A 13,068-nucleotide genomic window follows, 5' to 3' on the forward strand; every position below is an offset into this window, starting at 1 on the left:
AGGGTTTGAGGTACAGACAAACGCTTCAACAGCAGTGACTTACTTATCGCCCAACTGTTCTGACATGGTGTTGCCCGGGTTTGGCGTACGCGGTTCATCAACCGGACGCGGCGCACGCGGGGTGCCATTGTTGTCAGAGTTATTGGAAGCGCCTGGGTCTTCCCAGCCTGCTGGCGGACGCACTTCGCGGCGCGCCATCAGGTCGTCAATCTGCGGTGCATCGATGGTCTCATATTTCATGAGCGCATCTTTCATGGAATGCAGAATGTCCATGTTGTCATTCAGGATCTGACGCGCGCGACCGTAGTTACGTTCAATCAGCGCTTTCACTTCCTGGTCGATGATACGAGCCGTTTCATCGGACATATGTTTCGCTTTTGCCACGGAGCGGCCCAGGAACACTTCGCCCTCTTCCTCTGCATAGAGCAGCGGACCGAGTTTGTCGGAGAAGCCCCACTGAGTCACCATGTTACGCGCCAGGTTTGTCGCCACTTTAATGTCGTTCGACGCACCGGTAGAAACATGTTCCGGACCGTAAATAATCTCTTCCGCCAGACGACCGCCGTACAGGGTTGAGATCTGGCTTTCCAGCTTCTGACGGCTGGCGCTGATCGCGTCGCCTTCAGGCAGGAAGAAGGTCACACCCAGCGCACGACCGCGCGGAATAATCGTCACTTTATGCACCGGATCGTGTTCCGGCACCAGGCGACCGATAATCGCGTGACCCGCTTCGTGGTAAGCCGTGGACTCTTTCTGCGCTTCCGTCATCACCATGGAGCGACGTTCCGCCCCCATCATGATCTTGTCTTTCGCTTTCTCGAACTCCACCATCGACACGACGCGCTTGTTACCGCGAGCGGCAAACAGTGCAGCTTCGTTGACCAGGTTAGCGAGATCCGCACCGGAGAAGCCCGGAGTACCGCGCGCAATGATTGCCGCGTCGATATCTGGCGCCAGCGGTACGCGACGCATGTGGACTTTCAGAATCTGTTCACGACCGCGAACATCCGGCAGACCGACAACAACCTGACGGTCGAAACGGCCTGGACGCAGCAGCGCCGGGTCAAGTACGTCCGGACGGTTAGTTGCCGCGATAACGATGATACCTTCGTTACCTTCGAAGCCGTCCATCTCAACCAGCATCTGGTTCAGCGTCTGTTCACGTTCATCGTGACCACCGCCCAGACCTGCGCCACGCTGGCGGCCTACGGCGTCGATTTCATCGATGAAGATAATGCACGGTGCTGCCTTTTTAGCCTGCTCGAACATGTCACGCACACGAGATGCACCAACACCCACGAACATTTCAACGAAGTCAGAACCTGAAATAGTAAAGAACGGTACCTTCGCTTCACCCGCGATGGCTTTCGCCAGCAGGGTCTTACCGGTACCCGGAGGGCCGACCATCAGGACGCCTTTCGGGATCTTACCGCCCAGCTTCTGGAAACGGCTCGGCTCGCGCAGGTATTCAACCAGTTCACCCACCTCTTCTTTCGCTTCGTCACACCCGGCGACGTCTGCAAACGTGGTTTTGATCTGATCTTCCGTCAACATACGCGCCTTGCTCTTACCGAACGACATGGCACCTTTGCCACCGCCGCCCTGCATCTGGCGCATAAAGAAGATCCAGACGCCGATAAGAAGCAGCATCGGGAACCAGGAAATGAAGATAGAAGCCAACAGGCTCGGTTCTTCTGGCGGCTCGCCTACCACTTTGACGTTTTTGGTCAGAAGGTTATCAAGCAGCTTAGGATCGTTCACCGGGATGTAAGTCGTGTAACGGTTACTATCTTTCTTGGTAACGTTGATCTCACGTCCGTTGATACGCGCTTCGCGAACCTGGTCCTGATTGACCTCCTGCAGGAAGGTAGAATAATCCACCTTGCGGCCATTCGACTCGCTGGGCCCAAAGCTCTGGAATACTGACATCAGCACAACGGCAATGACCAGCCAGAGTATTAGGTTTTTCGCCATGTCACTCAAGGGATTAACCTCATATTACAACTGTGTTAAAAACAGCGTCAGGATACTCTATATCCAGTTTCATTCAAACTTTCGTCTGAAATCTCCCGGTTATCATTTTCGCCCGGTCGCTACAATATACACTTCACGGGAACGGGCCCGGGAAGAGTCCGGCTTACGAACTTTGACCTTCGCAAACAGGGAGCGAATTTCCTTAAGATACTCCTCGAAACCTTCGCCCTGAAACACCTTCACAACAAAACTACCACCAGGCGCTAGTACATCACGACACATTTCTAACGCTAGCTCCACCAGATACATGGCGCGGGGGATATCCACCGCCGGTGTTCCGCACATATTTGGTGCCATATCTGACATGACAACCTGGACCTTACTGTCACCTACACGATCAAGTAACGCTTTCAGCACTAATTCATCACGAAAGTCGCCCTGAAGGAAGTCGACACCGACGATGGGATCCATTGGTAAAAGATCGCACGCGATGATTCGGCCCGTTCCGCCGATCTGCGTTACCGCATACTGGGACCATCCGCCAGGTGCCGCACCGAGGTCAACAACCGTCATCCCCGGCTTAAAAAGTTTGTCACTTTGCTGTATTTCATCAAGTTTAAACCAGGCACGGGAACGCAACCCCTTTTTCTGTGCCTGTTGAACATATTTATCGCTAAAGTGTTCCTGAAGCCAGCGGCTGGAGCTGGCAGAACGCTTTTTACCTGTCATTTAACATTTCCGTCCTGGTTCATCGTTACTTGCCTGTGACGTAAATTTCTACGCAGCTATTTGGCGATATTAGGGAGATGGCGGTAGAATGAACCGTTTTCAATCCCAACGTAAGCAAAAATATACGATGAATCTGAGTACTAAACAAAAACAGCACCTTAAAGGTCTGGCACATCCGCTCAAGCCTGTAGTGATGCTTGGCAACAATGGTTTGACCGAAGGGGTGCTTGCCGAGATTGAACAAGCGCTGGAACACCACGAGCTGATCAAGGTGAAAATCGCCTCTGAAGACAGAGACACTAAAAACCTGATCGTGGAAGCCATCGTGCGCGAAACCGGCGCCTGTAATGTACAGGTCATCGGTAAAACGCTGGTGCTCTACCGCCCATCTAAAGAGCGTAAAATCTCGCTGCCACGTTAAGGATATCCTGAATTAAACACATTTTCTGTGTGAAACGAGGGATTTCTGTCAGCAGGCGAGCAAAATGCCATGCTCCTTGAGTTGATAAAAGGCCGCTACGCGGCCTTTTTCTTTTCTTTACAATGTATCAACATCTTAGTAGAGAAGCGAATTACAGATATTCAACCTTAATAATTTCGTATTCCACTTCACCGCCAGGGGTGCGGATGGTGACAACATCGTCCTGCTCTTTGCCAATCAGGCCGCGAGCAATCGGCGAGTTCACCGAAATCAGGTTCTGTTTGAAGTCAGCTTCATCATCACCCACGATGCGATAGGTCTGCTCTTCGTCGTTGTCCAGGTTCAGCACGGTAACGGTTGAACCAAAAATCACACGGCCATTATTCGGCATTTTGGTGATATCGATAACCTGTGCATTGGACAGTTTTGCTTCGATATCTTTAATACGCCCTTCACAGAAGCCCTGCTGCTCACGCGCGGCGTGGTATTCAGCGTTCTCTTTCAGGTCGCCATGCTCACGCGCTTCCGCGATAGCGGCGATGATTTCAGGGCGACGTACGGATTTCAGAAAATCCAGCTCTTCGCGCAGTTTTTCGGCACCACGTAAGGTCATCGGAATAGCTTGCATTTGTTATACCTCTTAAACATTCCTGTTGGGAGCAGTGTTCCCTGCTCCAGCCCACCTGAACAGGCCAGAAGCAAAAAGAAAACCGACCCGGGAGCAACGCCCCAGGTCAGCAGCAATTTTTCAATTTGATACGCATTTTACCGCGAAGTTCACTATGGGTCATCGTTTACTTTGCAGTGCCATGCACCGTAGTATGACGGTTTGTTTTCGGGTTGTTAGCGCGAGATTATGCGATTTTCCAGTTTTATCATCGGATTGACTACCAGTATAACGTTCACCGCCCAGGCCGCGAATGTTGATGAGTACATTAATCAGCTTCCCGCAGGCGCGAACCTTGCCCTGATGGTGCAGAAGGTTGGCGCACAGGCTCCCGAGATTGACTATCACAGTCAACAGATGGCGCTGCCTGCCAGTACCCAAAAGGTGATCACCGCCCTCGCCGCTCTGCTCCAGCTCGGGCCTGACTTCCGTTTTACGACCACCCTTGAAACCAAAGGTAACGTCGAGGGTGGCGAACTGAAAGGCGATCTTATCGCCCGTTTTGGCGGCGATCCGACCTTTAAACGCCAGGATATCCGCAATATGGTCGCGGTACTGAAAAAAACCGGCGTGCAGAAAATTGACGGCAATGTGCTGATTGACACGTCCATCTTTGCCAGCCACGACAAAGCCCCGGGCTGGCCGTGGAACGACATGACGCAGTGTTTTAGCGCCCCGCCCGCCGCCGCGATTGTTGACCGCAACTGCTTCTCGGTTTCGCTTTACAGTGCGCCGAAGCCGGATGATTTAGCGTTTATCCGCATCGCGTCCTACTACCCGGTCACCATGTTTAGCCAGGTTCGCACGCTGGCCAAGGGTTCCCCCGATGCCCAGTATTGCGAACTGGATGTGGTGCCAGGCGACCTTAACCGCTTCACGCTCACCGGCTGCCTGACGCAGCGCGCCGATCCGCTGCCGCTGGCCTTTGCGATACAGGATGGCGCAAGCTATGCAGGCGCCATTCTGAAAGATGAGCTGAAACAAGCGGGAATAACCTATTCCGGCACCCTGCTTCGTCAGACGCAGGTCAACCAGCCCGGCACGGTCATCGCCAGCAAACAGTCTGCGCCGCTGCACGATTTACTGCGAATTATGCTGAAAAAGTCGGACAATATGATTGCCGATACGGTGTTCCGCATGATTGGCCACGCCCGTTTCGGCGTGCCGGGAACCTGGCGCGCGGGCTCAGACGCGGTGCGTCAGATTCTGCGCCAGCAGGCGGGGATCGATCTGGGTAATACCATCGCCGTCGATGGCTCCGGCCTGTCGCGCCATAATTTGATCTCTCCGGCCACGATGATGCAGGTGCTTCAGTACATTGCACAGCATGACACTGAGCTAAACTTTATTTCAATGCTGCCGCTGGCCGGACATGACGGTTCACTGCAGTACCGCGCAGGGCTTCACGCTGCCGGCGTGGATGGCAAAGTCTCCGCGAAAACAGGCTCACTGCAGGGGGTTTACAACCTTGCAGGCTTCATCACTACCGCCAGCGGACAGCGCATGGCATTCGTGCAGTATCTTTCCGGCTATGCCGTCGAACCGACCGATCAGCGCAATCGTCGTATTCCGCTGGTTCGCTTCGAAAGCAGGCTTTATAAGGACATCTACCAGAATAACTAGCGATGAAACTACTTATAGTTGAAGACGATCTGTTATTGCAGGAAGGGCTGGCGCTGGGGCTGGCCAATGAAGGGTATGCTCTCGACTGTGCAGGCACCGCAGCAGAGGCGGATGCCCTGATCCAGAGCGGCGAATACAGTCTGGTGATCCTCGATTTGGGCTTGCCGGATAAAGACGGCGCCACGCTGCTCAGCCAGTGGCGACGTCGCGGCATCAACAATCCCGTCCTGATCCTGACGGCACGTGATGCCATTGAAGATCGTATCACCGGCCTCGATGCAGGCGCAGATGATTATCTGGTGAAGCCTTTCGCGCTCGCGGAGCTGCAGGCACGGGTGCGAGCGTTGATTCGCCGTTATCAGGGCCATAGTGATAACTTACTGACCGACGGCGACATTACGCTGAATTTGCAAACCCAGCAGGTGCTGCAACAGGATCAGGCCGTAGAGGTCACGCCAAAAGAGTTCGCCTTGCTTACGCGTCTGATCATGCGCAGCGGGCAAACGGTACACAGAGAAACGCTCCAGCAGGATATCTACTCCTGGCAGGACGATCCCGGGTCAAATACCCTTGAGGTCCACATCCATAATCTGAGGCGTAAGCTCGGCAAAGACAGGATCAAAACCGTTCGCGGCGTCGGCTATCGTCTGGAGAGCCAGAAATGAACAGCATGCGTCGGCGTCTGATGGTACTGCTGGCGGTCATTCTCCTGTTTTTCCAGCTGATAAGCGTCATCTGGCTATGGCATGAAAGCCGTGAACAGATTGGTTTTCTGGTCAACGAAACGCTGTCAGCGAAAGCGCGCAATAATCACGTTGAGAAAGAGATACGCGAAGCGATTGCCTCGCTGCTGGTCCCTTCCCTGGTGATGGTTGGCTTTACCCTGCTCTTCTCTTTCTGGGCGGTCACCTGGATAACCCGGCCGCTGAATAAACTCCGCGCCAGCCTCGCTAATCGTTCAGCCGATAACTTAACCCCGCTTCCCATGTATTCCGACATGGAAGAAATTGGCGCGGTGACGACCTCCCTGAACCAGCTGCTGGCCCGGCTGGATAGCACCATTAAGCAGGAACGTCTCTTCACCGCAGACGCCGCTCACGAGCTGAGAACGCCTCTTGCTGGCATCCGGCTCCATCTGGAGCTGATGTCGCAGTCAGGTGCGCCACAGGCCGCCACGCTGATTAGCCGTATCGATCAGCTCATGCATACCGTCGAACAGCTGCTGATGCTGGCCCGGGCCGGACAGGCCATGGCGAGCGGACACTACGAAACCGTGAACTGGACGGAAAATATCATTGAACCTCTTGGCCTGGGGCATGAAGCCAAAGAGCATACGGTGATTTGGCCGGCTAAAAGCGCGCTCACGGTTCAGGGAGACGCCGTTCTCCTGCGCCTCATGCTGCGCAACCTGCTGGAGAATGCCGGGCGCTACAGCCCGTCAGGGACAACGATTACAGTGACATTAACCGAGGTCGAGGGCGGGACGCAGATTAGCGTTATCGATCAGGGTCCTGGAATTGATGAAGCGCACCGACAGTCAATTACCGAGCCATTCCGCCGTCTTGACCAGCGCTACGGAGGCAGTGGGCTGGGCCTGAGCATCGTGCAGCGCATCCTCCAGCTCCACCACGGCAGGCTAACGCTTGAGAATGGCGCTGAAGGTGGCTTAATCGCCAGCTGCTGGCTGCCCGCAACGCTGGAATAAAAAAAGCCCCCATAACGGGGGCTTTGAACAGCAATTAGTGCTTGTAGATGAACTCGACGCCTTCTTCGTCGTCTTCATCCCAGTCATCATCCCAGTCTTCATCGTCTTCTTCTGCTTCCAGCTCTTCGAGCTGCTGGCGGTGGTAGTCATCCCACATGAATTCGACTTTTTCAGGCTGTTTGACTTCTTCCGCCTGAACAATTGGGTTCTCAATGATGAAGGTCATCACATCCCAGCACAGATCTTTCACGCCAACCTGGCTTGCCGCAGAGATCAGGTAGTATTTATCTTCCCAACCCATCGCTTCAGCAATGGCTTTCGCTTTTGCTTCCGCTTCGGCTTTGTCCATCAGGTCGATCTTGTTGAAGACCAGCCAGCGTGGTTTGTTCGCCAGTTTCTCGCTGTATTTCTCCAGTTCGCCAACGATGATGCGGGCGTTTTCAACCGGATCGGAACCGTCGATAGGATCGATATCAATGAGGTGCAGCAGCACGCGGCAGCGCTCAAGGTGTTTCAGGAAGCGAATGCCCAGACCCGCCCCTTCCGCGGCGCCTTCAATCAGGCCCGGAATATCGGCGACCACGAAGCTCTTCTCGTTATCCATACGGACAACGCCCAGGCTTGGTACCAGCGTGGTAAATGGATAATCAGCCACTTTTGGCTTCGCCGCAGAAACCGCGCGAATAAACGTCGATTTACCTGCGTTTGGCATACCCAGCATGCCCACGTCAGCCAGAAGCATCAGTTCCAGCTGCAGGTCGCGCTTATCGCCCGGCGTACCCATCGTTTTCTGACGCGGCGTACGGTTAACGGAAGATTTGAAACGGCTGTTACCCAGACCGTGCCAGCCGCCTTTCGCCACCATCAGGCGCTGACCGTGTTTGGTCATGTCGCCCATGGTTTCACCCGTCCCCTGGTCAATCACACGCGTACCGACCGGCACTTTAATGGTGACGTCTTTACCGCGTTTCCCGGTACAGTCACGGCTCTGGCCGTTCTGGCCACGTTCAGCGCGGAAGGATTTTTCGAAACGGTAGTCGATCAGCGTGTTGAGGTTCTCATCCGCCTCCAGCCACACGTCACCACCATCCCCACCGTCGCCGCCATCAGGACCGCCACGAGGGATATACTTTTCACGGCGGAAGCTCACGCAACCGTTGCCGCCATCACCAGCCACGACCAGGATCGTCGCTTCATCAACAAACTTCATTTTACTCTCCGTAACTCATTCGCCTGAGCGGGGGACTACTACAACCGCTTCATTTTTGCGCCAACGTCCCCAAAGACGATGACCAATGGCGGAATACATCGCGCCCGCAACCACGACAAACGCACCGAGATAACCCAACAGGTTGAGCATCGGTCTGACGAAGACATCGGGCCAGGCCATTGATAACAAATCTGAAAATAACAGCGTAAACAGCGGGGTAAGCGTGATCAACGCGCTCACCTGTGCTGCCTGCCAGCGCGCCATCGCTTCGGCCAGCGCGCCATAACCGACCAGCGTGTTCAGTCCACAAAAAATGAGGCACGCCAGTTGCCAGTCGCTAAGCTGGGTAATCACGCCCGGCTTCGCTAATGGCAGCAATGCTATTGTACACAAAGTGTACAGCAAAAAGAGGATCTGCTGTGAGGCAAGCCGACGCAATAACACCTTTTGCGCGACGCCATAGCTCACCCAGACCGTTGCTGCCCCCACGCCGAAAATGACACCCCAGGTGTAATCCGTCAGGCGGGTAAAAATCTCGATCAGACTGGTGTTGAAGAACATCACCAGACCGCACAACAGCATGCTCGCCCCGATAATCTGCGTACCGCGCATCTTCTCCTTGAGGATAAAGACGCTGGCGACCATCATGCCCACCGGCGAAAGCTGACCAATCACCTGCGACGCCGTGGGGCTGAGATATTGCAGGGAAGAGCTGAACAGGATGAAGTTACCGAACAGACCGCCCGTTGCGATAGCCAGTAACACCAGCCAGCGCGGTTTACGGAAGAGCCGCAAGGGTGGAAGCTTACCTTTGATGGCCAGAATCGCCCCGAGGCCGATGCTTGCCATCAGAAAGCGATAAAAGACCACCGTAGGCGGCTCCATCACTTCCAGTACCTGCTTCATTGCAATTGGCAGCGCACCCCAGCACATTGCGGTTGTGAGCGCCAAAAGAATTCCTATGCCGGCCTGCTGCTTCATGCCCGTTTTCCCTACAGAAAAAATTACCGGGTTTCCAATGTAAAAAGCCCCGCAACAGGGTGCGGGGCTTTAATCCGTTACCGGACCGAGAAAACCTTACTCAGCAACGATGCTGATGTATTTACGGTTGTTCGGGCCTTTAACTTCAAATTTCACTTTACCGTCTGCTTTAGCAAACAGAGTGTGGTCACGACCGCAACCTACGTTGTTGCCAGCGTGGAATTTGGTACCACGTTGACGAACGATGATGCTACCCGCCAGAACGGATTCGCCACCGAAACGCTTAACGCCCAGGCGTTTAGCTTCTGAATCGCGACCGTTACGTGTGGAGCCGCCAGCCTTTTTATGTGCCATTTAAATCTCTCCTCAGGTCTTAGGCGCTGATGCCAGTAATTTTCACATCAGTGAACCACTGACGGTGGCCCTGCTGCTTACGGTAGTGCTTACGACGACGAAACTTAACGATTTTAACTTTCTCGCCACGACCGTGTGCAACAACTTCAGCTTTGATAACGCCGCCATCAACGAAAGGAACGCCGATTTTGACTTCTTCACCGTTTGCGATCATCAGAACTTCTGCGAACTCAACAGATTCGCCAGTTGCGATGTCCAGCTTTTCCAGGCGAACGGTCTGACCTTCGCTTACTCGGTGTTGTTTACCACCACTTTGGAAAACCGCGTACATATAAACTCCGCTTCCGCGCACGTCCTCGTATGAATCAGAGTGCGCTATAAATATTCACAATAGGGCGCGAATATTACGCAAAACGCGAGCCTTTGACAAGTGCTACCGTCAATACATGAAGAAAAAAAACACAACACGTACGGTAACGTTTATCTGAGCCGTTTTTTCAGTACAATCAGCACTACTATTGATAAACCGAAACCCTTCGTTACCCCATTGAAGATGGGATCAACAGGATAAAAAGCCCGGCTTTTGCGATGAATTTAGAAAAAATCAACGAGTTAACCGCGCAAGATATGGCGGGTGTGAATGCAGCAATCCTGGAGCAACTCAACTCTGACGTTCAGCTGATCAATCAGTTGGGCTATTACATTGTCAGCGGCGGCGGTAAACGCATTCGTCCGATGATTGCTATTCTGGCTGCCAGAGCCGTTGGCTATCAGGGAAATGCCCACATCACTATCGCCGCGCTCATCGAATTTATCCACACGGCGACGCTTCTGCACGACGATGTGGTGGATGAATCGGATATGCGTCGTGGCAAAGCCACGGCTAACGCCGCGTTCGGGAACGCAGCCAGCGTCCTGGTGGGAGATTTTATCTATACCCGCGCCTTCCAGATGATGACCAGCCTGGGTTCCCTGAAAGTGCTGGAAGTGATGTCCGAAGCCGTTAACGTCATCGCTGAAGGCGAAGTGCTGCAGCTGATGAACGTCAACGACCCGGACATCACTGAAGAAAACTACATGCGCGTCATCTACAGCAAAACCGCGCGCCTGTTTGAAGCGGCGGCCCAGTGTTCCGGCATTTTGGCGGGCTGTACCGAAGCGCAGGAAAAAGGCCTGCAGGACTATGGCCGCTATCTGGGCACAGCCTTCCAGCTGATTGACGATCTGCTGGACTACAGTGCGGACGGCGAGACGCTCGGCAAAAACGTTGGCGATGACCTGAACGAAGGCAAACCGACCCTGCCGCTGCTCCACGCCATGCGTAACGGAACGGCCGACCAGGCGAAGATGATCCGTGAAGCGATTGAGCAGGGAAATGGCCGCCATCTTCTGGAAGCTGTACTGGAAACCATGGCAATCTGCGGATCGCTGGAATGGACGCGTCAGCGTGCAGAAGAAGAAGCCGACAAAGCCATCGAAGCCCTTCAGGTTATTCCCGACAGCCCATGGCGCGAGGCACTGATTGGTCTTGCCCACATCGCCGTTCAGCGCGACCGTTAATCTCCCTTTTTCTCCCCGCGATCCTGGCGGGGAGATTCCAGTACACACCAGTAAATTCCGCGTTCATGTAAATTCATCGGTTTAGAGACCGCATGAATAAAGCCATGTCTTATTCTGAATATTCCTTCAAGTAACGCGAACTTTTTAGAACAAGAGTTCGAAATGGGTATAGTAAACCCGTCGTTTCAGAAGAAACGGCGTAGGTGAATCCGAACTTAAGGACGGCGTTATGGATACGAAATTTATCGACTGGCACACGGCTGATATTATTGCCGCACTGCGCAAAAAAGGCACTTCACTGGCAGCAGAGTCCCGCCGCCATGGACTGAGTTCTTCAACTCTGGCAAACGCCCTCACCCGCCCCTGGCCAAAAGGAGAATTAATTATCGCAACGGCGCTGGACACGCATCCGTGGGTGATTTGGCCTTCGCGCTACCACGATCCTGTCACCCATGAATTTATCGACAGATCGCGCATGATTCGCCAGAGAAAAGTAAAAAAAGAATCGCAGGAATAAGGTTTTTTTGACAGGAACAGCAACCCCCCGGTCATTTCTGGCAGGGGGCTGCCGGAACGATTACTCGCCCTTCACACGCTCGATATTGGCACCCAGCGCGCGCAGTTTATCTTCGATACGCTCATAGCCACGATCGATGTGATAAATACGATCCACGATCGTTGTGCCTTCCGCGATACAACCCGCCAACACCAGGCTGGCAGACGCACGCAGATCGGTTGCCATCACCTGAGCACCGGACAGTTTCTCAACGCCGTGGCAAATCACGGTATTACTTTCGATCTCGGCACGAGCCCCCATACGGATCAGCTCCGGTACGTGCATAAAGCGGTTCTCGAAAATGGTTTCCGTGATAAAGCCGGTCCCTTCGGCGACCAGGTTCAACAAGGTGAACTGTGCCTGCATGTCAGTTGGGAACGCCGGATGCGGTGCCGTACGCACATTGACCGCTTTTGGACGCTGTCCATGCATATCAAGGCTAATCCAGTCTTCACCGATTTCGATATCCGCGCCCGCATCGCGCAGTTTCGCCAGCACCGCATCCAGGGTATCTGGCTGCGCGTTGCGACAAACAATTTTCCCGCCAGAGATCGCAGCAGCGATCAGGAAGGTACCGGTTTCGATACGGTCCGGCAGTACGCGATAGACACCCCCGCCCAGACGCTCAACGCCTTCGATGGTGATGCGGTCGGTACCCTGACCGGAGATCTTCGCACCCAGCGCCACGAGGAAGTTGGCAGTATCCACAATCTCCGGTTCACGCGCGGCGTTTTCGATGATCGTGGTCCCTTCTGCCAGCGTTGCCGCAGACATAATGGTCACCGTTGCGCCCACGCTCACTTTGTCCATAACAATGTGCGCGCCTTTCAGACGACCATTGACGGACGCTTTAACGTAGCCTTCTTCCAGCTTGATCTCTGCGCCCAGTTTTTCCAGGCCAAAGATGTGCAGGTCAACCGGACGCGCACCGATAGCGCAACCACCCGGCAGCGAGACCTGACCCTGACCGAAACGCGCCACCAGCGGGCCAAGCGCCCAGATGGAAGCACGCATGGTTTTCACCAGATCGTAAGGGGCAGAGAAGTTATTCACCTTGCTGGCGTCGATCCAGACGGAACCGTTACGCTCGACTTTCGTGCCCAACTGGGTGAGCAGCTTCATGGTGGTGTCGATATCTTTCAGCTTCGGTACGTTCTGAATCTCTACTGGCTCTTCCGCAAGCAGCGCAGCAAAGAGGATGGGCAGCGCGGCGTTTTTCGCGCCAGAAATTGTGACTTCGCCCTGGAGACGCGTTGGCCCCTGTACACGAAATTTATCCATGGTGTGC

General features: G+C 54.2%; 14 protein-coding genes. 6 read left to right on the top strand and 8 right to left on the bottom strand.

All coding sequences use genetic code 11. From position 1 onward, the window contains the following. Positions 1 to 39: 39 nt before the first annotated feature. Both ftsH and rlmE read right to left on the bottom strand, forming a co-directional pair. Positions 40 to 1,974, bottom strand: coding sequence for an ATP-dependent zinc metalloprotease FtsH (gene ftsH, locus HMPREF3143_RS21370; protein ID WP_013098921.1), 1,935 nt, complete (start codon positions 1,972 to 1,974; stop codon positions 40 to 42). A 102-nt stretch (positions 1,975 to 2,076) separates the two neighbouring features. Beyond that, positions 2,077 to 2,703 carry a 23S rRNA (uridine(2552)-2'-O)-methyltransferase RlmE gene (gene rlmE, locus HMPREF3143_RS21375; protein WP_003861812.1) on the bottom strand — a complete coding sequence of 209 codons (627 nt, stop codon included), beginning with the start codon at positions 2,701 to 2,703 and terminating at the stop codon, positions 2,077 to 2,079. 127 nt (positions 2,704 to 2,830) lie between these two features. On the opposite strand from rlmE, the gene yhbY reads away from it, so the two are divergent. Beyond that, positions 2,831 to 3,124 carry a ribosome assembly RNA-binding protein YhbY gene (gene yhbY / locus HMPREF3143_RS21380; RefSeq protein ID WP_003861814.1) on the top strand — a complete coding sequence of 98 codons (294 nt, stop codon included), beginning with the start codon at positions 2,831 to 2,833 and terminating at the stop codon, positions 3,122 to 3,124. 151 nt (positions 3,125 to 3,275) lie between these two features. Here yhbY and greA read toward each other — a convergent pair whose 3' ends face one another. Then, a complete protein-coding gene (gene greA / locus HMPREF3143_RS21385) occupies positions 3,276 to 3,752 on the bottom strand; it encodes a transcription elongation factor GreA (RefSeq protein ID WP_003861815.1) in 477 nt (158 codons plus the stop codon). A 228-nt stretch (positions 3,753 to 3,980) separates the two neighbouring features. Between greA and dacB the strand changes: the two genes are divergently transcribed. From dacB to pmrB, 3 genes are read left to right on the top strand one after another with little or no spacing between them, the layout of a single operon-like run. Beyond that, complete coding sequence (dacB, locus tag HMPREF3143_RS21390) at positions 3,981 to 5,414, top strand: serine-type D-Ala-D-Ala carboxypeptidase (protein ID WP_021242259.1); 1,434 nt, start codon at positions 3,981 to 3,983, stop codon at positions 5,412 to 5,414. 2 nt (positions 5,415 to 5,416) lie between these two features. Then, positions 5,417 to 6,079, top strand: a complete 663-nt coding sequence (pmrA, locus tag HMPREF3143_RS21395; RefSeq protein WP_008501465.1) for a two-component system response regulator PmrA — start codon at positions 5,417 to 5,419, stop codon at positions 6,077 to 6,079. Continuing rightward, positions 6,076 to 7,119, top strand: a complete 1,044-nt coding sequence (gene pmrB / locus HMPREF3143_RS21400) for a two-component system sensor histidine kinase PmrB (protein ID WP_063417658.1) — start codon at positions 6,076 to 6,078, stop codon at positions 7,117 to 7,119. The genes pmrA and pmrB overlap by 4 nt, the downstream gene beginning before the upstream one ends. Before the next feature lie 34 nt (positions 7,120 to 7,153). Here pmrB and cgtA read toward each other — a convergent pair whose 3' ends face one another. From cgtA to rplU, 4 genes are all read right to left on the bottom strand, one after another. Continuing rightward, positions 7,154 to 8,329: an Obg family GTPase CgtA gene (cgtA, locus tag HMPREF3143_RS21405; RefSeq protein WP_021242261.1), complete on the bottom strand. Its 1,176-nt coding sequence runs from the start codon at positions 8,327 to 8,329 to the stop codon at positions 7,154 to 7,156. A 15-nt stretch (positions 8,330 to 8,344) separates the two neighbouring features. Beyond that, on the bottom strand, positions 8,345 to 9,310 hold the full coding sequence (locus HMPREF3143_RS21410; RefSeq protein ID WP_008501462.1) for a DMT family transporter: 966 nt from the start codon (positions 9,308 to 9,310) through the stop codon (positions 8,345 to 8,347). A 96-nt stretch (positions 9,311 to 9,406) separates the two neighbouring features. Next, positions 9,407 to 9,664, bottom strand: coding sequence for a 50S ribosomal protein L27 (rpmA, locus tag HMPREF3143_RS21415; protein ID WP_004385076.1), 258 nt, complete (start codon positions 9,662 to 9,664; stop codon positions 9,407 to 9,409). A 19-nt stretch (positions 9,665 to 9,683) separates the two neighbouring features. Further along, entirely contained in the window at positions 9,684 to 9,995 is a 312-nt protein-coding gene (rplU, locus tag HMPREF3143_RS21420; RefSeq protein ID WP_003025032.1) for a 50S ribosomal protein L21, read from the bottom strand. Positions 9,996 to 10,252: 257 nt separating this feature from the next. Between rplU and ispB the strand changes: the two genes are divergently transcribed. Then, the gene (gene ispB, locus HMPREF3143_RS21425) at positions 10,253 to 11,224 is read left to right on the top strand and encodes an octaprenyl diphosphate synthase (protein WP_059363814.1); all 972 of its coding nucleotides are present in this window, start codon (positions 10,253 to 10,255) and stop codon (positions 11,222 to 11,224) included. A 229-nt stretch (positions 11,225 to 11,453) separates the two neighbouring features. Next, positions 11,454 to 11,741, top strand: a complete 288-nt coding sequence (gene sfsB, locus HMPREF3143_RS21430) for a DNA-binding transcriptional regulator SfsB (protein ID WP_008501460.1) — start codon at positions 11,454 to 11,456, stop codon at positions 11,739 to 11,741. Positions 11,742 to 11,801: 60 nt separating this feature from the next. Here sfsB and murA read toward each other — a convergent pair whose 3' ends face one another. Beyond that, the gene (gene murA, locus HMPREF3143_RS21435; RefSeq protein WP_008501459.1) at positions 11,802 to 13,061 is read right to left on the bottom strand and encodes a UDP-N-acetylglucosamine 1-carboxyvinyltransferase; all 1,260 of its coding nucleotides are present in this window, start codon (positions 13,059 to 13,061) and stop codon (positions 11,802 to 11,804) included. Between the last annotated feature and the right edge of the window lie 7 nt (positions 13,062 to 13,068).

The sequence above is a fragment of the Enterobacter sp. HMSC16D10 genome (assembly GCF_001807145.1).
Taxonomy (GTDB): Bacteria; Pseudomonadota; Gammaproteobacteria; order Enterobacterales; family Enterobacteriaceae; genus Enterobacter; species Enterobacter roggenkampii.

What these genes read in the sequence shown, in the direction of transcription:
- ftsH (WP_013098921.1), bottom strand. Translation starts at nt 1,974, where the DNA reads ATGGCGAAAAACCTAATACTCTGGCTGGTCATTGCCGTTGTGCTGATG.
- rlmE (WP_003861812.1), bottom strand. Translation starts at nt 2,703, where the DNA reads ATGACAGGTAAAAAGCGTTCTGCCAGCTCCAGCCGCTGGCTTCAGGAA.
- yhbY (WP_003861814.1), top strand. Translation starts at nt 2,831, where the DNA reads ATGAATCTGAGTACTAAACAAAAACAGCACCTTAAAGGTCTGGCACAT.
- greA (WP_003861815.1), bottom strand. Translation starts at nt 3,752, where the DNA reads ATGCAAGCTATTCCGATGACCTTACGTGGTGCCGAAAAACTGCGCGAA.
- dacB (WP_021242259.1), top strand. Translation starts at nt 3,981, where the DNA reads ATGCGATTTTCCAGTTTTATCATCGGATTGACTACCAGTATAACGTTC.
- pmrA (WP_008501465.1), top strand. Translation starts at nt 5,417, where the DNA reads ATGAAACTACTTATAGTTGAAGACGATCTGTTATTGCAGGAAGGGCTG.
- pmrB (WP_063417658.1), top strand. Translation starts at nt 6,076, where the DNA reads ATGAACAGCATGCGTCGGCGTCTGATGGTACTGCTGGCGGTCATTCTC.
- cgtA (WP_021242261.1), bottom strand. Translation starts at nt 8,329, where the DNA reads ATGAAGTTTGTTGATGAAGCGACGATCCTGGTCGTGGCTGGTGATGGC.
- HMPREF3143_RS21410 (WP_008501462.1), bottom strand. Translation starts at nt 9,310, where the DNA reads ATGAAGCAGCAGGCCGGCATAGGAATTCTTTTGGCGCTCACAACCGCA.
- rpmA (WP_004385076.1), bottom strand. Translation starts at nt 9,664, where the DNA reads ATGGCACATAAAAAGGCTGGCGGCTCCACACGTAACGGTCGCGATTCA.
- rplU (WP_003025032.1), bottom strand. Translation starts at nt 9,995, where the DNA reads ATGTACGCGGTTTTCCAAAGTGGTGGTAAACAACACCGAGTAAGCGAA.
- ispB (WP_059363814.1), top strand. Translation starts at nt 10,253, where the DNA reads ATGAATTTAGAAAAAATCAACGAGTTAACCGCGCAAGATATGGCGGGT.
- sfsB (WP_008501460.1), top strand. Translation starts at nt 11,454, where the DNA reads ATGGATACGAAATTTATCGACTGGCACACGGCTGATATTATTGCCGCA.
- murA (WP_008501459.1), bottom strand. Translation starts at nt 13,061, where the DNA reads ATGGATAAATTTCGTGTACAGGGGCCAACGCGTCTCCAGGGCGAAGTC.